Source organism: Qaidamihabitans albus, assembly GCF_016464705.1.
GTDB classification, from domain to species: Bacteria; Actinomycetota; Actinomycetes; order Mycobacteriales; family Pseudonocardiaceae; genus Qaidamihabitans; species Qaidamihabitans albus.
In genome coordinates this window covers 318,921-339,435 of record NZ_JAEHOB010000007.1, presented here as the reverse complement: position 1 = coordinate 339,435, position 20,515 = coordinate 318,921, and the positions used below count along the sequence as shown (strand labels likewise).

Sequence of the window (20,515 nt, the reverse complement as noted above, 5' to 3'; positions counted from 1 at the left end):
GGTGGCCACCAGGACCCGGTCGGCGGACACCGTGGTGGAGCCTTCGGGCCCGGAGGCCGTCAGCTCGGTCCCGGTGGTGTTGCCGCGAGCCTTCGTGACCCTGGTGGAGGTCAGTACCAGCAGACCCTCCGCGGACAGCGTCGCCGCCAGCGCGCGGCCTGCCCGCGGTTCCTCCTTCGGCAGCAGGGTCTCGGCCGTCTCGACGATCGTGACTTGGCTGCCCAGACGGGCGAAGGCCTGCCCGAGCTCGCAGCCGACCGGGCCGCCGCCGAGAACCGCCAGGCGCGCGGGAAGTTCGGTGAGCTCCCACACGGTGTCACTGGTCAGCGGCTCGGCGTCGGCCAGGCCGGGCACCGGGGGCAGGGCGGGGGAGGAGCCGGTGGCGATGACCGCGTGCCGGAAGCGCAGCACCCGATCGCCGACTCGTAGCCGCGCGGGCCCGGTGAACGCGGCATCGCCGGTGACGACCTCGGCACCGGCCTCGATCAGCGCCGCCGGGGAGTCGGCGGGTTCGATGCGCGCGATCGCGTTGTGTACGTGAGCCCGCACCGCGGCGAAGTCCACCCGCGGTTCGTGCGGGGCGATGCCGAGGCTGGCCCCGGTGCGCATCCGGTGTGCGGTGTTCGCCGCGGCGATCAGCGACTTGCTGGGCACGCAGCCGGTCCACAGGCAGTCGCCGCCGGTGCGATCCCGCTCGACGAGCAGCACGCGTGCACCCAGCCGTCCCGCGGTCCTGGCCGCGATGATGCCCGCGGTGCCGCCACCGACCACGACCAGGTCATAACGCCGCTGCACAGCTGTGCCCCTTCCTCGCCGAGCTCATCTCCTCGTGACGGCAGCCTTACGCGTCCCATTCGGATCGGCCACTCCGAGCTCACGACGAACCTCTCACGTGGTGAACGGTCAGGCGAAGGTGCCGAGCCAGGTGGTGAACGCGTACAGCGCGAGGTAGGTCAGCACCGCGACAGCGGCGACGCCGAGCAGTCGCCATCGCCGGCGCCGCATTCCGGCGACGTTGCACTGGTTCTGCCGCCGCAGGGACCGCCACACCAGCAGCGCCAGCACCACGAGCCCGCCGAGGCGGAACAGCCACGCGTAGCCGCCGTAGAGCTCGCTCGCCCACGCGAAGGCCGTACCCGCGCTCACGATCCCCAGCAGTGCCAGCACAGTCGGGCCGACACAGCACAGGATGCCGACCAAGCCGCCGGTCAGGCCGATTCGCCAGACCGGCAATCGATCGGTGCGGGGCTCGCTGGTCGTGGCGGCCGGCTTCTCGGATGTGGCCAACGGTGTTCCTTCCCGGTTCTGGCCGTCCATCACAGCGGCCGACTCCGGCCTCGCGCAGCGGGAATGGTGATCAACATGACGAGATCCGAGCCCACGCTTCACGGTACCGCCAACCAGCTCGGTGGACGCGGTCATTCGAGCAGGTCGCGACCGACGCGGCAGGAGGTTGTTCGTCGTGGGTGCACTCACGAGGGGTCACCACGCCTCCGTGCTCGGGATCGCGGGTCCCTGCGCCGGGGAACGACGGCGAGCGCGGCGCCGGCGAGCGTTCCGAGCGCGATGCCGGCAAGGGTTTCGGTGAGCCCGTTGGGAAGGCCGAACAGGGCTGGACCCGCCAGCGCGTTGCGGGCCGCCAGCAGTGCGGTGGTGACCACGGCGAGCAGGCCGCCCCCGAATGCTGTCGCCATGGCGGGCACGGCAGGCAACGCTCGGGCGGCACGCAGCCGGCGGCCGACGGGCCAGGCGGCCGCCACGATGGCGGACGCGAAGTGGTACGTCGTCGTGGGGTTGCCTGCGGCCAGCGCGAACCACAGCCCGGCGATGACGATCGCGAATCCCAGGCCGGCGTGCCAGGGTCCGACCGCGATCTTCGCCAGGCCGTCCTGGCTGATCTTGTCGAGCAGGCCAGGCGCTTGGGCACGGGCGGCCTCGACCACCTCGGTCGCGCTGGGGTTGACCATCGCGTGGTCGTCGCCGACGACCACCGTGGGCACGGTCTCGTTGCCGCCTGCGACCGAGCGCACGCGGGCGGCTGCTCCGGTGTCCTGCCAGATGTCGACCTTCCGGATGGGCAGGCCGATCCGGTCGAGGTCACCGAGCAGCCGAGAGCAGTACGGGCAGCCGGGCCGCCAGTACACCGTCACGGACGGCGTGGCTTCGTCGCTCACGATGTCCTCGCGTGACCGAACAGCCGCCGCCGGTTGCCCTGTTCGCCCTCGTTCCACGCGATGCCCTTCCACGGGCAGAGCGTCTTCATCCTGCTCCTGCTCAACTGCTGCTGCTTCACCGTTTCCGGCGGAAAGTAGTGGTTGCCTTCGATGCGGACCGTGTGCGGCGCCTCCGCCAGCACGGTCCCGTTCAGTGCTGTGACAGCGGGGTAGGGGCGTCGGGTCACCGACCGCGACTGCCGGTGCGCGGCTCTGTTGCCGGGGCCGCCGGTGATGTCGATGCGTTCACCTGGGCGGCCAGGCCCGCGATGAACACGTCGAGCATGAACTCGAAATGATCGATCCCCTCGCCGCGAAAGTGTTCCCGCATGGCGACCAGGTGCGGCACCCGGTCGGCCGGCAGGGAATCCAGGTAGGCGTTGATCTCTTCGAGACGTTTGCGGGCTTCCGAATCCTGCGCGGAGGACCACAGACTGGCCTCGTAGGCGAAGGCGGTGACGTACAGGGCGAGGCCATCGCATGCCGGGGGGACCAGGCGCGCGGGCAGGCCCGAGCTACGCACGATCCCCAGCATCGCGTCCATCGTCACGAGGATGCCCGGAGTGGTGGGGATCAGGGTCTCCATGGCGATTCGGGCGATGCCCGGATTCCGCACCATGATCCTGGCCTGGTCGAGGCCCAGCTGCTTGAGTTGCTGTTGCCATCGCTCGGGGTCCGGTTCGGGCACGGGGATGTCCCGCATCGCGGCGTCGAGCATCAGCTCGTGGAGTTCTCGCTTGTCGCGGACGTGGGCGTAGAGGGAAGCCGGTCCGGTGTCGAGTTCGTGGGCCACCCTGCGCATGCTCACCGCGTCCAGGCCCTCGGCTCCCATGACGCGCATCGCGGCGTCGACGATCACGTCGACATTGAGCTGCCGACGTGGCTTGCCGCGCTCACGCCGCCAGGGCGGGGTCGGGAGTTCGCGATCCGTCGTCACGCCGAAAGCGTACGGCAGGGCCCACTGAGACGAACACCGTACTTGTCAGGAACAATGTTCGCTGATAGAACGGTGTTCGTTAACGAACGGTGTTCGCCAAAGTGGGGAGTCTGTGATGTCGGTTGATGAACGGGTGCCGGTGCTGGTGGTGGGCGCGGGTCTGGCCGGGTCTTCGGCCGCGATGTTTCTCGGCTTGCACGGTGTGCCTCCACTGCTGGTGGAGCGGCACGCCGGTACGTCCGCGCAGCCCAAGGCCCGGGGCCAGTCGTGGCACGCCATGGAGGCGCTGCGCATCGCCGGGGTACACCAGCGGGTGCGCGACGCAGGCTACGACGTCGATGCCGGTATGCCGATCGTGATCGCCCAGAGTGTTGCCGGTCCGGTACTTCACGAGATCGTCGGCGACGCATGGCCGGACTGGTCGCACCTGACCCGGGAAGAGATGGGAATGGCCAGCCAGGAGAAGACGGAGCCGATCCTGCTGGAGCGCGCACGCGAGCTCGGTGCGCGGGTGCGGTTCTCCACCAGGCTCGACGCACTCGAGCAGGAGGTGGACGGTGTCCGTGCCCGGCTCACCGATCTCACCACAGGATCCGAGTACACCGTGCACGCCGACCATGTGGTGGCTGCCGATGGCCGGCGCAGTCCTCTTCGCCGCGCGCTCGGTATCGGCGTGCACGGGAGGGGGCCGCTGGGGCACTCTGTCGCGGTGCAGTTCGAGGCCGATCTCAGCGACCTCGTGGGTGGTCGTGAGTTCGCCCTCTTCTACCTTCAGAACAACCCGACGCTGGCTGACGGTGCGACTCTCGTGAGCACGGACCGCCCGGGCCACTGGGTTTTTATGGTGCCCTACGACTCGGATGCGGGCGACAGGGTCGACTACTTCACCGAGGAACACCTGATCGCGTGTGTGCGGGCCGGGGTGGGCGTGCCGACGCTTCCGGTCACGGTGCTCGATGCCACGCCGACCACGATCGCGCACCAGGTGGCCGATCGGTTCACGTGCGGGAGGGTGCACCTGGTCGGCGATGCCGCCCACACGATGCCACCCCACGGCGGGCAAGGCGGCAGCACCGCGATCATGGACGGCTTCTATCTCGCGTGGAAGTTGGCCGCCGTTGTGCGTGGCTGGGCAGGACCCGGCCTGCTGTCGAGTCACGACGTCGAGCGCCGTCCCTACGGCGCTCTCATCGCGGGGCAGCAGTACACGAACATGATCACGCGATCGCGTCCCGAACTCGCGGACGGCACCGAGGACCCGCCGGTTCCCCCCGAAGAGCTCCTGTTCGGCTACCGCTACCCCGACGGTGCCATCGTGCCGGAACAGGGGGAGGACGGCGCTCGCCTGGAGGACCCTGCCACGGCCACGGGGCGTCCGGGGTCTCGGGCACCGCACGTGTGGCTGCCGGGTGGCCGTTCCACAATGGACTTGTTCGGACGTGGTTTCGTCCTGCTCACGGTCTCACCCCGATGGGTCACCGCGGCACGGGAGGTTGCCGTCCGACTCGGTGTGCCGCTCCATGCTGAACGCCTGCCGGCGGGCGACTGGACCACCCGCTACGGAGTCACGCCGAACGGTGCTTCGCTGGTACGCCCCGACCGATTCGTGGCCTGGCGTGCGCACGACGAGGCATCCGCCAGTGAACTCGAGTCCGCACTGCGAACCATCCTCGCCCGCTGACCGCGTGCTGTCGCGTCCGGCGAACGACGTCCGCGACATCGCCGCGGCGCGCACCAGTCGTGAGTGAGGAACCGTGTTCTAACTCGCGTGGGCACTCACGAGAGGTGACCAGCCTCGGGTTTGCAATGGCGACCGCTTGAACTGATCGGCGGGTGCGCCGGCCGACGGTCTGGTAGACATCACGAAAGGCGGAGGTCTTACATGATCTATTCGTCGTGGTGTCGCTGGCTGACGACAGGGACGTGCACTGATGAGTGACAGTAGCGGCGGCCTGGGGTCCCTGAGCCGTGCCGGGTTGCTGGCCCCTGACGACGTCGCAGGCCGGGTGCGTTCCGATCTGTTCGTGCTGACCTCGCCGGAGGGCATGCTCGAACTCGGGGGGACGGACCGGAACGAGGCAGTGGTGTGGGCGTATTCGACGGTCGGTCTCCTGGTCGAGTCCTGTGGCAACGGGCAGCCCTATGCGCGACTCACCGCGCACGAGCTCGCGGAAGCCCTCGCCAGGCAGAGCTCGGTGTTCGTTGCGCTGGACGTGCGGCACCCCGACGGTGTCCGGTATCCGGAGCCGGACGCGCGCGACCTGCCGCACGCGGAAGAACTGGACGAGGAGCCGGCGAGCGCGGCGGTGCTGTGGGTGCCCAGCCAACCGGTCCGGCCCCGGGACCAGCGTGCGGACCTGGAGTTGCATCGTGACGACTCCGGCCGTCCGATGCTGCTGGTCTACTCCTCGCTCGAGCGGCTCCGCGCGGGTTGCGGGCCGTACCAGGCCGCGGTGGCCATCGAGACACACCTGATCGGTGAGGTGGCACGGGACGTGGGTGCCGAGGGCGTGGTCCTCAACCCGGAACTCGCCGAGCAGGCACGGCACACCAGTGCGGTCAGATTGGGCAGAACGAAGGGCCGGCCGAGCGAAGGGCGACAGAAGCGTGGCAGGACAGTGGGACAGCGAAACCCCGATCGGGATTGACACGAGCGGTTTCTCGTATGACGCGGGGGCGCTCGAGTCCGTCGAGGCTCATCTCAGGGGCGCCGCCGACACCTTGCACGAGGCGACCGGCAACCAGGTCGGCTCCGTCGACGCCGGTGCCTCGACCGAGATCGTCACGGCGGCGATGGCCACACTGCAAGGACTCGGCATGATCAGCACGCACGTGCTGCGCGAGGCGGCCGCCAAGATCGACGCCGCCCGCGGCTCCTACGGCGAGATCGACAACACCGCGGAAGGCTACATCCGCCGTCAGGAGGAGATCACCGAGCAGATGGTCGAGGACTACCAGAGATGACGGACAACGTGGGGAACCAGCGATGACAGGGCATCTCGACACCGCGGTGGAGGGCGATCCGAACTCGTGCGCCGAGGCCGCGGACACGATGGGCACGCTGGCTACGGCCGCCGCCGGTGCCGCCGACGAGTTCGGCACGGCGCTGGCGACCGCCCAAGCGGGCTGGCAGGGGCCGGCGAGTGAGTCGTTTCTCAGCGCCGTGCATTTCCTCCACACTGATCTCGACGAGATCGCGTCCACCGGGGAGAAGATCTCCTCGGGCCTCGCCGAGTTCGGTTTCGCCCTCGCGGCCGCGATCGCCAAGATGGCGGACATTCGCGGCCAGGCGGCCGCGGGTGGCCTCGAGGTGGACGGAACCATCATCCTCCCGCCACAACCGGGGCCGGTCCTGAAACGGTACGGGGCGATTCTGGCCGGTTCGCGGCAGCAGGGACGGTTGCTGAGTGACGAGGACCGCGAGTACATCCGAAGCGACGAGGTCAGTCAGGCCCTGGACGCGCACAACGCCAAGGTCCGGTTGTACAACGACTGTATCGACAGCGTTCGCGAGGTTCGGGAACGCGAGGAAGAGGCACACCGTACGTTGCACGACGTGATCACCCCGCCCGCCAGGAAGCTGGGCGACGTGATGATCCGCGTGACTGCGCTCTCCGTGGCCTTCACCGCAGGCAAGCAGGCCTATAACGCTCTGCAGGGCCACCAGAGCTGGGGCGAGGCAGGTAGCAAGGTGCCCAGCATCGTCGCCGGAGGTCTCGCCGGCGGCTCGAACGGTGCGGCGGTGGGTACCTTTGTCTGGCCGGGTCCCGGCACGGTGGTCGGTGGAGTGCTCGGCACGATGGGAGGCAGCGTCGTCGGCGGGATACTCGGCTCGAAAGTGGCCGATTTCGTTCTGCCGGAGAAGGACCTCCTCGGCGATGTGGACGAGCAGTCGGAGATCCCTCTCTACCGCGGGTCGTAGCGGCGTGGTGCCTGGTCACCGCTCGTGAGTGTCCAGCCGAGTTAGAACGCGGCTGGACACTCACGACCCGTGAGCTGCTCCCACCGGGCACGCGTAGCCGGTCAGCGCTTGCGGCCGACTCCGGCGAGCACCGGAGTGTGGGCAGGGCCGTCGTCGGACGCCGTATCGCGCCGCCATTGTGAAGCCGACACCAGGCCGGGCTCGACCAGTACGAAGTCACCGAACAACTCGGCGATGTCCTCGCGGCTTCGCATCCCGCCACCCTGGTTCACGGTCTGCTTCGCGTAGTTGGCGGCGATGCGCCGCAAGGCCGCCTGCGCCTGCTCGTCCGCGGGATCGAAGTAGGCGTGGGACAGCACGAGCAGGCTGCCCGGCGCGAGCTGGTCGCGGTAGAAGGACAGGATCCGCTCGGGCTGCCGCTCGGCAGGCAGAAGATGGAGCAGAGCCACCGTGAACAGGCACACCGGCTGCTCGGGGTCGATGCCACCCTCGTCGAGGATGCGTTGCCACAGCTCCGGTCCGTCGAAGAAGTCTCCCCACAGCGCGTGGTGGCGAGCCAGGTCCGCGGTGCTCTCCAGCAGGATCTGGGAGTGCGCGTGCGCGACCGGCTCGTTGTCGACGTAGACGACCCGCGCCTCACCCGGTGCGACATCGTCGGCGACCTCGTGCACGTTGCCCTGGGTCGGTAGCCCGCTGCCGATGTCCACGAACTGCCGGATCCCGGACTCGGTGGCATAACGCACGGCGCGTCCGAGGAACGCCCGGTTCGCCATGGCGGCGTCCCGGATCTCGGGGGCCAGTTCCAGCTGGCGCTCGGCGAACTCGCGGTCGATGGCGTAGTTGTTCGTCCCGCCGAGCCAGTAGTCGTAGACACGACCCGAGCTCGGGCGATCAAGGTCCAGTGGTGGTTTGTCGTCCGGCACGAGGAGACCGTACCGAATCAGGGGGACGATCCGGCAGAGACGCGGTCACCTGGCGACCGCGATCGCGTCGATCTCGACCATCCAGTCGGGTTGCGCGAGACCGGCCACCTGCAACAACGTGTCCGCGGGATACGGCTCGGTGAAGTACTCCTCGCGCAGCCGGACGATCTGGTTCAGGTAGCTCATGTCGGTGACCATGATGGTCACTTTCACGACATCGGCGAGGCTACCGCCGCCCTGTTCGAGCACCGTCGCGAGATTCCGAAACGCCTGGCGTGCCTGGGTTTCGAAATCACCGGCGCCCACTGTCCTGCCGTGCTCGTCGATCCCTGCCTGGCCGGAGACGAAGACCAGGCCGTTCGCCTTGATCGCCAGCGAGATGCGGTAGGGCTCGTACCAGTCGGGGTCATGTTCCACCCGTTGCATCGAAGTCATGCGAAGAGCCTCGGCCGTACAAGCACTCTTCGCAAGTACTGTCATTCTTGACCCGTACTATCAAAATGTATAGCCGTGAGGTCAGGGAGGTATCCATGGGCACTCGCATCGATGACCTGGCAGAAGAGTGCACCGTCGAGGCCGCGCTGGAGGTCATCGGCGGCAAGTGGAAGCTCGTCATCCTGCGACATCTGCTGGAGGGCACCAAGCGCTTCGGCGAACTCGACAAGGCGCTGCCCGGCATCACCCCGCGGATGCTGACCCGGCAGCTCCGTGAACTGGAGAGCGACGGCTTGGTGCTGCGGACCGTGTACCCGCAGGTGCCACCCAAGGTGGAGTACTCCGTCACCGAGATCGGCGAAAGCCTGCGCGCCATCACCGACCAGCTCGAACAGTGGGGCCGCGCCTACCGGGAACGTGAACACACACGGCGCTGGTGACGCCAGTGCAGGCCGGTCAGCCGAGCGGGCGGGTCTCCGCGGTGATCGGTATCTCGATCAGCCGGGGACCCGTGTCCGGCCCCGCGCTCGCGAGCACGGCGTCGAGCTCGTCGAGATCGGTGAGGTGCTGGGCGGGTAGGTCGTAGCCCTCCGCGATGCGCACGGCGTCGATGCCCGGCAGGTCGAGGCCCGGCGCGCCGGACACGCCGAGCTGCGCCACGAAGCTCCGCAGCGCGCCGTAGCCACCGTTGCGCAGCACGAGGAACGTGACCGGCAACCGCCATTGCACCGCCGTCCACAGCCCGGCCATGCCGTACTGGGCTGCGCCGTCGCCGAGGACCGCCACCACCGGGCGGCCGGGGTCGGCGAGAGCCACGCCCACCGCGGCGGGCAGCCCGAAGCCGAGCCCGCCCGCGGCGGGGAAGAACAGGCTGCGCGGCCGGGCGAGGTCGAGGTGTTGCCAGAACTGCGTGGTGTTCGCCGTCGATTCGTTCACCACGCGCGCGTTCGCCGAAAGCGATCCGCGCAGGCGGGCGAAGACCGCATCGGCGGTGAACGGCGCCTGGCCCGGCGCGGGACTCCCGGGCCTGCTCCGTGCCGGGGGAGCCGCCCTGTCCAGGGTCGCGGGCAGGGCGTCCAGCAGCTGGGTGAAGACCGTGCCGACGTCCGCGACGATCGCGTCACCGAACGCCGCCCGTGCGGCGTTGCCCGGATCGGCGCCGACGGAGATCAGCGCGGTGCCTTCGGGCAGCCAGGGTCCCGGCCGGTAGGCGTGGTAGCGGAAGACGGGTGCTCCGGCGACGAGCACGAGATCGTGGCCCGCGAGATGCTCGCTGACGCCCGCGACGCTCGGCGGCAGCACGCCCTGCCACAGCGGGTGCCGGGTGGGGAACGGGCAGCGCGGTGGCGTCGGCGCGGTCCAGACCGCGGCGCGCAGCCGCTCGGCGAGGGCGACCGCTAGGTCGAACGCGGGTTCGTCGTCCACCTCCGGGCCCAGCACGAGAGCGGGGGACCGGGCGGCACTCAGGCGACCGGCCAGGTCGGCGAGCAGCTCCGGGGTGAGCGCTCCCGCGGAACGCACCCGGCGCGTGGCGAGATGTGCCACCTCGGTCTCGGGCACCTCCTGGACCCAGTCGTCGAGCGGTAGCGACACGAACACCGGCCCGGCCGGGGGCAGGGTCGCGAGGTGGAAGGCCTCCGACAGCGCGCGGGGTACGTCCTGAGCCCGTGCCGGTTCGGACGCCCATTTGACGTGCGGCTCGGGCACTCGCGTCATGGCGGGCTCCGCGAGCACCGAACCCAGCGCGACCATCGGCCGCGCCTGCTGTCCGGCGGTCACGACCAGCGGGGTGCCCGACGCGCGGGCGTTGGCGAGGTTGCCCATCGCGTTGCCGAGCCCGGCGGCTGAGTGGAGGTTCACCAGCGCCGGCCGGCCGGTGGCCTGCGCGTAGCCGTCGGCCATCGCGAGCACCGCGCCCTCGTGCAGGCCGAGGACGTAGCGGAAGTCCTGCGGGAACCCGTCCAGGAACGGCAGCTCGTTGGAGCCGGGATTGCCGAAGACGGTGGTGAGTCCCCAGGCGCGCAAGAGCCCATAGGTCGTGTCGCGAACGGTCGGCAAATGCTGCTCCCAGGTTCCCGGCGTTGCGTGTGCGCCACTCGGCCTCCGGCGCGGCCGGACACCGAGTGTTCCCGGTGGGTTCCCCGGCGCCCTGCGTCAAATGTCGCGACCACATCGCGTCCGCTGTCCGGCAGCGCCGGAGACGTCGAGTCGTATCGTTCGCGGCGAGAACCACCTTCAAGGAGACGAGACGACGATGACGATCTCCGCAGACCAACTGCCTCTCATCGAGACGGGCCTGTTCATCGACGGCGAGGCTCGCGGGGCGGCCGACGTGCTCCGGGTCGTCGACCCGGCCGACGGCACGTCCGTGGTCGGCCACGCGGCGGCGGCGACGGCCGAGCAGGCCACCGCCGCGGTCGAGGCGGCCGACCGGGCGTTCCCCGCGTGGGCGGCGCGCAGCCCGCAGGAGCGGGCAGAGCTGCTGACGTCGGCGCTGGCCTCGCTCGAGGCCGACCGTGCCGCGACCGCGGAGATTCTCACCAGGGAGAACGGCAAGATCCGGATGGAGTCGTTCATCGACTCGCTGGTGTTCGAGCAGCGCTGCCGCATGACGATCGACCTGGCCGGTGACGTCGGCGAGGTGACTCACCTGCCCGCTCCGCCGTACCGCACCGAGGTGCACCACCGCCCACTCGGGGTGGTGACGATCATCGTGCCGTTCAACTGGCCGATCGCCATTCTCGGCGCGTCGCTGCCGCATGCGCTGCTGGCGGGAAACACCGTAGTGGTCAAGCCGCCGCCCACCGCGCCGCTGGCCACGGTGCGCACGGCCGAGCGGGTGGCGAAGGCGCTGCCGCCCGGCGTGCTCAACGTCGTCACGGGTGCCGACGCGGAGATCGGTGAGGCGCTGATCGCCGACGACCGTGTGAAGAAGGTCTGCTTCACGGGCAGCCCCGGCGGCGGCAAGCGGATCATGGGTATCGCGGCGGGTTCGCTGACCCGCGTCGCGCTCGAACTCGGCGGGAACGACCCGGCCGTCGTGCTCGCCGACGCCGACCTCGGGCCCGACGCGCTGCGGTCGCTGTTCAGCGGCACGTTCGACTCCACCGGCCAGATCTGCATGGCTGTCAAGCGGCTCTACGTGCACCGGTCGCGCTACGCCGAGGTGGTCGACGGGCTCTCCGAGCTGCTGTCCGGAACGGTGCTGGGGCACGGCCTCGACGAGACGGTGACGATGGGGCCGCTGCACAGCCCCCGGCAGAAGGAGTTCGTCGAGGAGCTCGTCGCGCAGGCCAGGGCGTCCGGTGCGGAGGTGCGGGAGTTCGGGACCCCCGCGGACGGTGCGGATCTCACGCGTGGCAACTTCCTGCGGCCGACGCTGGTTCTCGACCCGGCCGACGACACCCGGGTCGTCACCGAGGAGCAGTTCGGGCCGACGCTGCCGATCCTGCCGTTCGACGACGAGGACGCGGTGGTGGCCAGGGCCAACGACACGTGGTCGGGCCTGTGCTCGTCGGTGTGGACGGCCGATCTCGACCGCGCCGCGGACGTCGGGTCGCGGCTGCGGACCGGCTACACCTTCGTCAACGTGCACGGTGCGGCGCACCTCGACGAACGGGCGCCGTTCGGCGGGTTCGACAACAGCGGTATGGGCCGGGAGCTGGGCATCGAGGGTATCCGCGAGTTCATGGACACCCATGCCCTGAGCTTTCCCGCCTGAGCGGTGGGCTCCGCTACCGCCCGGGCGAGCCGGGGTGTCCCGAGTGCAGGATCTGCCCCAGCGCGGCCTTGACGTCGTCGAACCGCTCGGCTCCCACCATGCGCGCGCTGCGGTCTTCCAGCTCCGCGAAGTACTCGGCGGCGGCCTCGGCCGCCGCCTCGCCCCGTTCGGCGTAGATGACCACCCGCGCGCGCCCGTCGCCGGGATCGGGGACCCGCCGGACGTAGCCGGCCTGCTCCAGATGCGCGACCAGCTCGCTGACCGCCTGTGGGGTCATCCCTGCCCGCTGTGCCAGGACGGTCGGCCTGGTGCCGTCGCAGTCGATGTGCCGCAGCACGTTGACCACATGGGTCGGCCTGAGGTCGGTGAAGCCGCGACTGCTCAGGTGTTCGTCCAGCCCGATGACCACCCAGTCCAGCAGCTGGCTGATCAGCTGGGGCAGTGACGCCGGACCGGCGTTCGCCGATGACCCGGTCATCGCGGGAGATCACCGTTTCGGGCCTGCGGCGAAGACGGTGCGTGGACGCGCCGGACCCAGTCGGCGACCGTTTTCGTGAAGACCTCTGGCTGGCACAGGTTCGAGGGGTCGACGGAGTCCTCGATGAGCGTGAACTCGGACTCCGGCAGGGCCTCGTGGACCCGGCGCATCATCTCCACTCCCGTGGGCATGGAGGCACCGGCCACGCACAGCGTCGGCGTCGCGCAGCGCCGCAGCCGGTCTTCCAGCCGGATCGCGTTGACGGCACGGCGTTGCTTCACCAGGTCGTCGCGGCGTGAGTTCAGGAGGGCGTCCGCGACCGCCTGCCCGGCCTCCGGCCACCGCCGGTAGACGCGCTGCTCGAGTGCGGACAGCCACCGCGGCGGCAACCGGTAGAGGAGAGGCTGGACCTTCGCGCTCGCCATCAGCAGGCGCTCGGGCAGGCTGCGGGGCCGCATGTCGCACAGGCTGTCGCAGATCACCGCGGACGCGACACGCTCGCCGTGCTCCAGCATGAGCGTCTCCACCACGACGCCGCCGTAGGAGATGCCCACCAGGTGCGCCGCCGCGATCCCTCGTTCGTCCAGGGCCTCGACGATCTCCCGGGCCTGCACTCGCAGGACCTCGTGCTCCGGGACACCGTCGAGGGTGGGCGAGGCTCCGCAGCCACGCAGGTCGACGGCGAGACAGCGGAACTCGTCTCGCAGCGCCTCGACCTGCGGCGCGTACATCCGGTGATCGGCGCCGAGTATGGGAACGAGGACGACGGCCGGGCCGCTGCCTTCATCGAGTACGAACACCGGGACCTCCGAGCCGCCGTGCCGGACAGATGCTTCAGACGCCTTGTAAGGTAACTTACCAAGGCTTCCTTACCAAACAGGGAGTCGGTTCCGGGCGGTGCGTCCTGCCGCCGTCGTGGTCACCCCTCGTGAGTGCACACGCGGGTTCTAACTCGGCTCAACACTCACGAGCACGAAGTGCGGCGGGCGGGGGCGTCATGCGGCTGGCTGCGGCAGCGGGGTGAACCGGACGAAGGGAAGCGTGCGTCCGGCCGCGCGAAAGTCCTCGGTGCTTCCGTCGACCTCGATGCCCATCAGCTTGCGAAGGCCCCGCCTGGCCAGGCGGGGTCGCTGGGCGCCGTAGAGCGCCATGACGTCGCCCCCTTCTTCGGTGGGCAGCGCTTCGGCGACCGCCCTGGTGCGGTGCCTGCCGACCTGGATCGTCACCTCGGGTGTGTCGAGGACGTTGCGGTACCAGTCCGTATTGGGGCCGAAACCGGCGCAGACGAGGTAGCCGCTGTCCCGGCCGACGACTTCGAGCACCACCTCGCGGGGCCTGCCGGACTTACGTCCGATGTGGACAAGGTAGAGCAGCCGACGTCCGAGTAGCCACCCGAGGCCCAGCCGGTACAGGCGGATCGGCAGGCGGAACACCAGCCGGGTGATGCCGGTCGGCGGCTGGGGCCGCTTCACGATCTTCATGTTTGACCTTTCTGTGCGTCTCGTTCGGTGTCGGCCGCGGTCATGAGCAGTCCACCAGCGCGGCGATCATGTCGTGGGCCGCGTCCAGCGCCTCCGCCGCCGGTGCCTCCGGATCGAGCATCAGGTGCAGGGCCAGCCCGTCCAAAGCCGACATCGCCATCGTGGCCGTTCCGGCGCACCGCCCCCGCGTCCAGTCCGGATGCAGCTCGGCGAGCCGGTCGGCGATGCGGTCGCGGGCGAGTCGTGTCTGCTCACGCAGGTCCGCGCCGAGTTCGGGATCACGCAGAGCGCCGGCAAGCAGCTCGACGACAAGCGGCAGGGCCGACCTCTCGTCGGCGGTGACCGGCAGTGCGTCGCGGACGGCCGCGAGCGCGGCCCGCTCGTCCGGCGCGCCGACGAGGAGTTCGACGACGGGGCCGATGACCAGATCGACCGCCCTGCGGGCGATCTCGACGCGCAGGCGGGGAAGGCCGCCGAAGTGGTAGTGGATCAGCCCCGCGTTGACGCCGCTGCGCTCGGCCACGGCACGGGTGGTGATCGCGCTCCAGCCTCCCTCGCCGAGCAGCGCGATACCGGCGTCGACGAGCTGCTCACGCGTGTGCCGGCCACGGCGCGAACTTGCTCGATCGACTAAGTTAGTCACTCGACTAATGTAGCATACGTCCGCCTGACGGCCTTCCGCGTCACGAAAAGAGTCTCGTCGTGCCGGGCGGTGGCACGGCACCGTGAGTTCACGCAGGGAAGCCGGCGTCTCCCGGGAGCTGGGCGGGGTGCCCGCGGTCCGGGCCGCTGGAGTCGGTCACCACACCGGTAGTCCCCCTTACCCGAGAGGACCACTGTGTTCACACCGAGTTTCGTGGCACCGCAGGACACCGAGGCCGTCACCGAGCTGCTTCGCGCGCAGCTCGAGGAACTGCCCGGCCGATCGCCGCTCTACGCCGACCTGTTCGCCGAGCACGGCGTGACCGCGGCGACGTTCGCGACGCTCGACGACCTCGGCAAGTTTCCGTTCACCACCAAGCAGATGCTGCGCGACTCGCAGGCAGCCACTCAACCGCTCGGGCGGCACGCGGGCGTGGACATGACCGAGGTCATCCGCGTGCACGCCTCCACCGGCACGACCGGCAGACCGAGCTGGGCCGGGGTGACCCGTCGTGATGCCGAGGCCTGGACCGACATGGTGGCCCGTGCCTTCCGCACGATGGGCGCGACCCGGGAGGACGTGGTCCTGCACGGCGCCGGGCTCACCCTGTTCGTCGGTGGCCTCCCGATCCGCGACGCGCTGGAGCGGATCGGCGCCACGATGGTCCCGATCGGCACCGGTGCGTCGGACAAGGCGGTGCTGGCGCTGGAGACCCTCGGCGTCACCGCCCTGCACTCCACCCCTTCCTACGCGCGCTACCTCGCGGAGCACCTGCGCGAGCGGGGCCGCGACCCCAAGGAGTTCGGGCTGCGCAAGATCTTCGTCGGCGGTGAGCCCGGCGGCGGCGAACCGGCGTTCCGCCGTCTCGTCGAGCAGGAGTGGGGAGCCCCCGTCACCGAGGGACTGGGTAACGCGGACATGGCACCGGTGCTGTTCGGCGAGGCTCCCGGCACCGACGGAATGCGGTTCACCGGAGGCAGGCATGTCGTCGTGGAGCTCATCGACCCGGATACCGAGGAGCCGGTCGTGCCCGAGCCGGGGGCGTCGGGCGAGCTGGTCTACACCTCGGTGGACCGCGAGTGCTGCCCGCTCGTGCGGTTCCGCACCCGCGACCGGGTGCTCGTCACGGGACTCGGTCCGGACGGGGCGCCGCTGATCCGCTGTGTCGGTCGCAGCGACGACATGCTCATCGTCCTCGGGGTGAACGTCTTCCCTTCCGCGATCCGTGACCTCGTCCAGACGCTGTATCCGCGCACCACCGGTGCGGTGCATGTCGTGCTGCCCTCGAAGGGGCCACGCGTCGAGCCCCCGCTACGGGTGGAGGCGGAGTGGGGAAGAGAAGCAGGCGACCGCGACCAGCTCGGGCGGGAGATCGAAGAGCTCATCCGGGCCCGCCTTTCCGTGCGCGCGGTGGTCGATCTCGTGCCGCCGGGGACGATCGAGCGTTCGGAGATGAAGTCCAGCCTCACCCGACTCGCCCCGTGACCACCACCTTCCGCACGCCGCGAACCGCGGCGATCACGACGACAGGAGCAGCTCATGGGTGAAACGGTCCGGGCCGCGGTGCAGGTCGGTCCACGACGGATCGAGATACGGGAGTTCCCGCGTCCCAAGATCGGCCCGGACGACGGGCTGCTGCGGGTGGAGGCCAACGGCATCTGCGGCAGCGACGTCGAGGTGTTCAAGGGCCATATGGGAGGGGACCGGCGAGCGCCCATGGTGCCGGGCCACGAACCGCTTGGCATCGTGGAGGAGATCGGCGAACGCGCCGCCGAGCGCTGGGGTGTGCGGGTGGGCGACCGGGTGGCGCTGGAGGTGATCGTGCCCTGCCGGTCTTGTCACGACTGCCTCACCGGCCGCTACCAGTCCTGCCGGAACCGCCGCTACGCCCACGGCGTCACCGGCGTCGACGTGGCGCCGTCGCTCTGGGGCGGGTTGGCCGAGCACCTCTACCTCACGCCCGGTGCCGTCCTGCACAAGATCGACAAGCGGCTCCCCGCCGAGGTCGCGGTCATGTTCAACCCGCTCGGGGCGGGCGTGCGCTGGGCGGTCCACCTCGGCGGCGCGGGGCTCGGTGACACCGTGCTCGTGCTCGGCGCCGGGCAGCGGGGCATCGCCGCGGTGATCGCGGCCAGGGCCGCGGGAGCGGGGACGATCATCGTGACCGGCCTCGCGTCCGACGCCCACAAGCTGGAGCTCGCCCGCGAGTTCGGCGCCGACCACACGATCGTCGTGGGCCCGGACGGGGTCGACGATCCGGTGGAGCGGGTCCGCGAGATCACCGACGGGGCGATGGCCGACGTCGTGCTCGAGCTGACCCCGATGGCGGCGGAGCCGGTCTCCCACGCGTTGCTCGCGGCCAGGCACGGCGGCTGCGTGGTGCTCGCCGGTCTGAAGGGCGGGGCCGAGATTCCCCTGCGCACCGACCTCATCATCCAGCGTGCGCTGAACGTGCGGGGCGCGTTCGGTGTGGACGCTCGCGGCTACGCCGACGCGATCGCCATCATCGAGTCCGGCCGGTTCCCGCTGGAACGGATGCACACCCACTCGTTCGGCCTGGACGACACCGCACTGGCCATGGAGACGCTCGCGGGCGACGTGCCGGACGCCGGCGCCGTGCACGTTTCCGTCCATCCCCACGGCTGATCCCAGATCCGGAGGCACTCGTGCTCGTCGACACCCACGCCCATCTGCTACCACGCGACTACCCGGCCGACGCGCCGGATTCCTTTCCCCGCATGGAGTCCATCGACGGCGAGACCGCCCGCCTGCTGCTGTGGGGTGCGACCCGCTTCCGTGCCCGGGACGTCTTCTTCGACGCCGAGCGACGCATCGCGGCGCAGGAGGAGTCCGGTGTGGACGTCGAGGTACTCACCCCGATGCCACCGCTGTTGCGCTACGACCTGCCGGGAGCCGAGGGGCTGTCGCTGGCACGGCATGTCAACGAGTTCACCGCGACGCTCTGCTCGGCCGACCCCGGCAGGCTGATCGGATTCGGCCTCGTGCCGATGCAGGATCCCGACCTGGCCGCGGCGGAGCTCGCGGTGCTGAAGGAGCACGGCCTTCGCGGGGTCGAGGTCGCGTCCAGCGTGCTCGGCCGCTCCATCGGGGACGAACAGTTCCTGCCGTTCTTCACGGAGGCGCAACGGCTCGATCTCGCCGTGTTCGTCCACGCCATGCCCGCTCCGACGGACCGGCTTCCCGCCTCTGCCATGGGAACCTACGTGGTCGGCCTGGAAGGGGCGACCGCCGCCGCTTCGATGATCACCGGAGGAACGGCGGCGGCCTGCCCCGAGCTGCGGATCTCGTTCAGCCATGCTGCGGGCGGCTTCCCGCTCATGCTGCCGAGAGCCCAGTACTTCTGGGGCGGCTCGTGGAACGAGGAGCCGCCGGTGCCGGAGCGGGCCTTCGCACACGACGACGGACCGTCGCCTCTGGACTACGCGCGCCGCTTCTACTACGACTCGATGGTGTTCGACCGGCGCGCGATCCGGTACCTGATCGACCTGCTCGGCCACGAGCGGCTGCTCGTCGGCTCGGACTTCCCGGCGATGCCTCGGGAGGAGCCCGCGGGCCGCACGTTGCGGTCGATGGAGCTGCCCGACGCCGTTCTGGCGGACATCACCTGGCACAACGCGTTCCGCTGGCTGGGAATCGAGCCGAACGCCGATCACGGCGCGCATTCCATCGCACGAAAGTCCCGTAGCGACCGGCACAGCCGCGGAACTAGCGTAGGAAACGCAGCGGGCCGGTAGCCGCGCACGGCGGGCCTCACCTGCCGCGACGCGCGGTCGCCCCGCGTTCGATTCCCGGTGCCACCGCCGCTTTCCGGTGCGCGCTCCGAGGGGAAGGAGTCCCGGATGTTCGAGAAGATGATCGATCCGACCGCCGGTCCGGACGTCGCCGCCGGCGACGCACCGCGTCTCGCCGAGCGCACGGACCGGCTCGACGGGCTGACCGTCGGACTGCTGGCGAACACGAAGCAGAACGCGGCCGCCTTCCTGGACGCCGTCGCCGAGTCGCTCGCCGAGGAGCACGCGATCGCGGACGTGGTGCGGCGGACCAAGCTGAGTATCACCGACCCGGTACCACCGGACATCCTCACCGAACTGGTCGACACCTGCGACGTCGTCGTGGTCGGCGTCGGGGACTGCGGCTCGTGCAGTGCCTCGGCGGTCGTCGACGGGATCACCCTGGAAGCCGCCGGGTTGCCCGCCGCGGTGATCTGCAGCGACGCGTTCCAGGTCAGCGCCGACGCGATGGCGGGCCTGCGCGGCAGCCCCGGCTACCGCTACGTCCGCACGCCGCATCCCGTCGCGTCGCTCGACGCCGACGCCGTGCGCGAGCGGGCCCGGACCGCCCTTCCCGAGATCGTCGGCCTCCTGACCGGTGCCCGGCCGGGAGCGGTCGCCCGATGACCGCCGTCACCGGCAGCGCCGCCTCGGACGACGCCGAGGACGTGGACGAGACCGCGCGGCTGCACTACGCCAGGGAGGCGATCGAGCACGCCTACGCCCAGGGCTGGACGGACGGCCTGCCGATCGTCCCGGTGACCGAGGCGGTCGTCGAGGAGTTCCTGGCGGTGACGCCACGGGACCGGCACGAGGTGGTCGCGGCGGTGCCGCACCTCGGGCGGAGGTGCACGGTCGAGCAGGCCGCAGTCAACGCAGCCATGGCCGGGTGCCGCCCCGAGTACCTCCCGGTGGTCCTGGCCGCCTGGGACGCGCTGATGAACCAGCGGGTGGTCACCGGCGGCGGCTGGCAGAGCACGAGCGGGCCTGCGCCGCTGATCATCGTCAACGGCCCGATCCGTGGTGAGCTGGGGATCAACTCGGCGGGCGGCGTGCTCGGTCCCGGATTCCGGGCGAACGCGACGATCGCCAGGGCCGTCGGCCTGGTGGTGCGCAACGTACTCGGAATCCGCCCACAGGAACTGGAACAGGCGACACAGGGCATCCCCGGCCGGTTCACCCTCTGCGTCGGCGAGAACGAGGAGGAAAGCCCGTGGGAGCCGCTGGCGACCGAGCTCGGCCTGCCTGCAGGGGCCGATGCCGTCTCGGCGATGCTGCTGCGGACCTGCGAGTACGTGGACAACCGGCACACCACGGACCCCGAAGGCGTGCTGTGGGACCTGACCGACACCGTCGCCAGGACCGGTGCGGTGATCGGCCGGAACTCCTCGGCCGGGCTGCTCCTCGGCGTCGAGCACGCGCAACTGCTGGCGGAGGCCGGGATGTCCAAGGCCGACGTTCAGCGGTGGATCTCCGGGCACGCGAGGCGCGGTGCCGCCGATCTGCGGCGGGCGGGCAAGGAGATCGAGCAGGGGCAGGACGAGGGAACCGGGGAGCTGCGGATGGTGCCGGACCCGGACCAGATCCCGATCGTCGTCACCGGCGCGCGCAACGCGGCCATGTCGATGGTCATGCGCCCGTTCGGTTTCGGCGGCTGGTCCCGCACGGCCCATCCGGTGCGCCGTCCCGCGGTGTCCGAATCGGACGGAGGAAACCGATCATGAGCATCGACGAACAGGCACTCGCGGGTCTTCGCGACACGCTCGCCGCCGACGACTACCGGCTCGCCGTCACGGAGTCGGAGACCGGCTACCAGGTGACGATCACCGCGGGGCCCGAGTCCTGCGACGACTGCCTCGTGCCGAAGCCGGTGATGCGGTCCGTGCTGACGTCCGCGCTCGGTGTGCCCGAGGATGCGATCGAGCTGGTGTATCCCACCGATCCGGCCTGAGCCGGGAGCCGGTCCCGCCA

The 20,515-nt window shown here is 70.3% G+C and carries 24 protein-coding genes; 12 read left to right on the top strand and 12 right to left on the bottom strand.

What is annotated here, in order from left to right; translation table 11 throughout:
• The 5 genes from JAP66_RS16805 to JAP66_RS16785 all read right to left on the bottom strand — a co-directional run.
• A partial coding sequence (locus JAP66_RS16805) for an FAD-dependent oxidoreductase (RefSeq protein WP_199432673.1) occupies positions 1 to 795 on the bottom strand: 795 nt, incomplete at its 3' end.
• Between the two features lie 108 nt (positions 796 to 903).
• Positions 904 to 1,287 (bottom strand): hypothetical protein, encoded by a 384-nt coding sequence (locus JAP66_RS16800; protein WP_199432672.1) that lies wholly within the window; start codon positions 1,285 to 1,287, stop codon positions 904 to 906.
• A gap of 185 nt (positions 1,288 to 1,472) precedes the next feature.
• Positions 1,473 to 2,174 (bottom strand): glutaredoxin domain-containing protein, encoded by a 702-nt coding sequence (locus JAP66_RS16795; RefSeq protein WP_199432671.1) that lies wholly within the window; start codon positions 2,172 to 2,174, stop codon positions 1,473 to 1,475.
• Positions 2,171 to 2,401, bottom strand: coding sequence for a DUF427 domain-containing protein (locus tag JAP66_RS16790; protein WP_199432670.1), 231 nt, complete (start codon positions 2,399 to 2,401; stop codon positions 2,171 to 2,173). The genes JAP66_RS16795 and JAP66_RS16790 overlap by 4 nt, the downstream gene beginning before the upstream one ends.
• Complete coding sequence (locus JAP66_RS16785; RefSeq protein WP_199432669.1) at positions 2,398 to 3,072, bottom strand: TetR/AcrR family transcriptional regulator; 675 nt, start codon at positions 3,070 to 3,072, stop codon at positions 2,398 to 2,400. The genes JAP66_RS16790 and JAP66_RS16785 overlap by 4 nt, the downstream gene beginning before the upstream one ends.
• A 193-nt stretch (positions 3,073 to 3,265) precedes the next feature.
• On the opposite strand from JAP66_RS16785, the gene JAP66_RS16780 reads away from it, so the two are divergent.
• From JAP66_RS16780 to JAP66_RS16765, 4 genes are all read left to right on the top strand, one after another.
• A complete protein-coding gene (locus tag JAP66_RS16780; RefSeq protein ID WP_199432668.1) occupies positions 3,266 to 4,831 on the top strand; it encodes an FAD-dependent monooxygenase in 1,566 nt (521 codons plus the stop codon).
• A 250-nt stretch (positions 4,832 to 5,081) separates the two neighbouring features.
• Positions 5,082 to 5,798, top strand: a complete 717-nt coding sequence (locus JAP66_RS16775) for an SAV_915 family protein (protein ID WP_199432667.1) — start codon at positions 5,082 to 5,084, stop codon at positions 5,796 to 5,798.
• Positions 5,758 to 6,114 carry a hypothetical protein gene (locus JAP66_RS16770; RefSeq protein ID WP_199432666.1) on the top strand — a complete coding sequence of 119 codons (357 nt, stop codon included), beginning with the start codon at positions 5,758 to 5,760 and terminating at the stop codon, positions 6,112 to 6,114. Before JAP66_RS16775 ends, JAP66_RS16770 begins: the two co-directional genes overlap by 41 nt.
• 22 nt (positions 6,115 to 6,136) lie before the next feature.
• Positions 6,137 to 7,072 (top strand): hypothetical protein, encoded by a 936-nt coding sequence (locus tag JAP66_RS16765; RefSeq protein WP_199432665.1) that lies wholly within the window; start codon positions 6,137 to 6,139, stop codon positions 7,070 to 7,072.
• 101 nt (positions 7,073 to 7,173) lie between these two features.
• On the opposite strand, the gene JAP66_RS16760 is transcribed toward JAP66_RS16765, so the two are convergent.
• Both JAP66_RS16760 and JAP66_RS16755 read right to left on the bottom strand, forming a co-directional pair.
• Positions 7,174 to 7,995, bottom strand: coding sequence for an SAM-dependent methyltransferase (locus JAP66_RS16760; RefSeq protein ID WP_199432664.1), 822 nt, complete (start codon positions 7,993 to 7,995; stop codon positions 7,174 to 7,176).
• Between the two features lie 45 nt (positions 7,996 to 8,040).
• The gene (locus JAP66_RS16755) at positions 8,041 to 8,430 is read right to left on the bottom strand and encodes a RidA family protein (protein ID WP_199432663.1); all 390 of its coding nucleotides are present in this window, start codon (positions 8,428 to 8,430) and stop codon (positions 8,041 to 8,043) included.
• A gap of 95 nt (positions 8,431 to 8,525) precedes the next feature.
• Between JAP66_RS16755 and JAP66_RS16750 the strand changes: the two genes are divergently transcribed.
• Positions 8,526 to 8,870 carry a winged helix-turn-helix transcriptional regulator gene (locus tag JAP66_RS16750; RefSeq protein WP_199432662.1) on the top strand — a complete coding sequence of 115 codons (345 nt, stop codon included), beginning with the start codon at positions 8,526 to 8,528 and terminating at the stop codon, positions 8,868 to 8,870.
• A gap of 16 nt (positions 8,871 to 8,886) precedes the next feature.
• Here JAP66_RS16750 and mdlC read toward each other — a convergent pair whose 3' ends face one another.
• Positions 8,887 to 10,488, bottom strand: coding sequence for a benzoylformate decarboxylase (mdlC, locus tag JAP66_RS16745; protein WP_199432661.1), 1,602 nt, complete (start codon positions 10,486 to 10,488; stop codon positions 8,887 to 8,889).
• Positions 10,489 to 10,684: 196 nt separating this feature from the next.
• Here mdlC and JAP66_RS16740 point away from each other — a divergent pair, with 196 nt between their 5' ends.
• Positions 10,685 to 12,151, top strand: a complete 1,467-nt coding sequence (locus JAP66_RS16740) for an aldehyde dehydrogenase family protein (protein WP_199432660.1) — start codon at positions 10,685 to 10,687, stop codon at positions 12,149 to 12,151.
• A gap of 13 nt (positions 12,152 to 12,164) precedes the next feature.
• Here the strand turns inward: JAP66_RS16740 and JAP66_RS16735 are convergent, their stop codons facing one another.
• The 4 genes from JAP66_RS16735 to JAP66_RS16720 all read right to left on the bottom strand — a co-directional run bounded on the left by JAP66_RS16735 (position 12,165) and on the right by JAP66_RS16720 (position 14,753).
• Complete coding sequence (locus JAP66_RS16735) at positions 12,165 to 12,629, bottom strand: MarR family winged helix-turn-helix transcriptional regulator (protein ID WP_199432659.1); 465 nt, start codon at positions 12,627 to 12,629, stop codon at positions 12,165 to 12,167.
• Positions 12,626 to 13,429 carry an alpha/beta fold hydrolase gene (locus JAP66_RS16730; protein ID WP_199432658.1) on the bottom strand — a complete coding sequence of 268 codons (804 nt, stop codon included), beginning with the start codon at positions 13,427 to 13,429 and terminating at the stop codon, positions 12,626 to 12,628. Before JAP66_RS16730 ends, JAP66_RS16735 begins: the two co-directional genes overlap by 4 nt.
• A gap of 195 nt (positions 13,430 to 13,624) precedes the next feature.
• Entirely contained in the window at positions 13,625 to 14,110 is a 486-nt protein-coding gene (locus JAP66_RS16725; protein WP_199432657.1) for a nitroreductase family deazaflavin-dependent oxidoreductase, read from the bottom strand.
• A gap of 40 nt (positions 14,111 to 14,150) precedes the next feature.
• Entirely contained in the window at positions 14,151 to 14,753 is a 603-nt protein-coding gene (locus JAP66_RS16720) for a TetR/AcrR family transcriptional regulator (protein ID WP_199432656.1), read from the bottom strand.
• A 213-nt stretch (positions 14,754 to 14,966) separates the two neighbouring features.
• Between JAP66_RS16720 and JAP66_RS16715 the strand changes: the two genes are divergently transcribed.
• From JAP66_RS16715 to JAP66_RS16690, 6 genes are all read left to right on the top strand, one after another.
• Positions 14,967 to 16,238: a phenylacetate--CoA ligase family protein gene (locus JAP66_RS16715; protein ID WP_307849592.1), complete on the top strand. Its 1,272-nt coding sequence runs from the start codon at positions 14,967 to 14,969 to the stop codon at positions 16,236 to 16,238.
• Positions 16,239 to 16,292: 54 nt separating this feature from the next.
• Complete coding sequence (locus tag JAP66_RS16710) at positions 16,293 to 17,399, top strand: zinc-dependent alcohol dehydrogenase (RefSeq protein ID WP_199432654.1); 1,107 nt, start codon at positions 16,293 to 16,295, stop codon at positions 17,397 to 17,399.
• Positions 17,400 to 17,419: 20 nt separating this feature from the next.
• Complete coding sequence (locus JAP66_RS16705) at positions 17,420 to 18,508, top strand: amidohydrolase family protein (RefSeq protein ID WP_199432653.1); 1,089 nt, start codon at positions 17,420 to 17,422, stop codon at positions 18,506 to 18,508.
• A 105-nt stretch (positions 18,509 to 18,613) separates the two neighbouring features.
• Entirely contained in the window at positions 18,614 to 19,171 is a 558-nt protein-coding gene (locus JAP66_RS16700) for a UGSC family (seleno)protein (protein WP_199432652.1), read from the top strand.
• On the top strand, positions 19,168 to 20,268 hold the full coding sequence (locus tag JAP66_RS16695; protein WP_235999050.1) for a hypothetical protein: 1,101 nt from the start codon (positions 19,168 to 19,170) through the stop codon (positions 20,266 to 20,268). The genes JAP66_RS16700 and JAP66_RS16695 overlap by 4 nt, the downstream gene beginning before the upstream one ends.
• Complete coding sequence (locus JAP66_RS16690) at positions 20,265 to 20,495, top strand: hypothetical protein (RefSeq protein ID WP_199432651.1); 231 nt, start codon at positions 20,265 to 20,267, stop codon at positions 20,493 to 20,495. The genes JAP66_RS16695 and JAP66_RS16690 overlap by 4 nt, the downstream gene beginning before the upstream one ends.
• The last annotated feature ends 20 nt before the right edge of the window (positions 20,496 to 20,515 follow it).

Coding starts and splice junctions, on each gene's coding strand:
- JAP66_RS16710 (WP_199432654.1), top strand. CDS start 16,293: ATGGGTGAAACGGTCCGGGCCGCGGTGCAGGTCGGTCCACGACGGATC.
- JAP66_RS16740 (WP_199432660.1), top strand. CDS start 10,685: ATGACGATCTCCGCAGACCAACTGCCTCTCATCGAGACGGGCCTGTTC.
- JAP66_RS16725 (WP_199432657.1), bottom strand. CDS start 14,110: ATGAAGATCGTGAAGCGGCCCCAGCCGCCGACCGGCATCACCCGGCTG.
- JAP66_RS16735 (WP_199432659.1), bottom strand. CDS start 12,629: ATGACCGGGTCATCGGCGAACGCCGGTCCGGCGTCACTGCCCCAGCTG.
- JAP66_RS16750 (WP_199432662.1), top strand. CDS start 8,526: ATGGGCACTCGCATCGATGACCTGGCAGAAGAGTGCACCGTCGAGGCC.
- JAP66_RS16755 (WP_199432663.1), bottom strand. CDS start 8,430: ATGACTTCGATGCAACGGGTGGAACATGACCCCGACTGGTACGAGCCC.
- JAP66_RS16765 (WP_199432665.1), top strand. CDS start 6,137: ATGACAGGGCATCTCGACACCGCGGTGGAGGGCGATCCGAACTCGTGC.
- JAP66_RS16690 (WP_199432651.1), top strand. CDS start 20,265: ATGAGCATCGACGAACAGGCACTCGCGGGTCTTCGCGACACGCTCGCC.
- JAP66_RS16775 (WP_199432667.1), top strand. CDS start 5,082: ATGAGTGACAGTAGCGGCGGCCTGGGGTCCCTGAGCCGTGCCGGGTTG.
- JAP66_RS16780 (WP_199432668.1), top strand. CDS start 3,266: ATGTCGGTTGATGAACGGGTGCCGGTGCTGGTGGTGGGCGCGGGTCTG.
- JAP66_RS16695 (WP_235999050.1), top strand. CDS start 19,168: ATGACCGCCGTCACCGGCAGCGCCGCCTCGGACGACGCCGAGGACGTG.
- JAP66_RS16700 (WP_199432652.1), top strand. CDS start 18,614: ATGTTCGAGAAGATGATCGATCCGACCGCCGGTCCGGACGTCGCCGCC.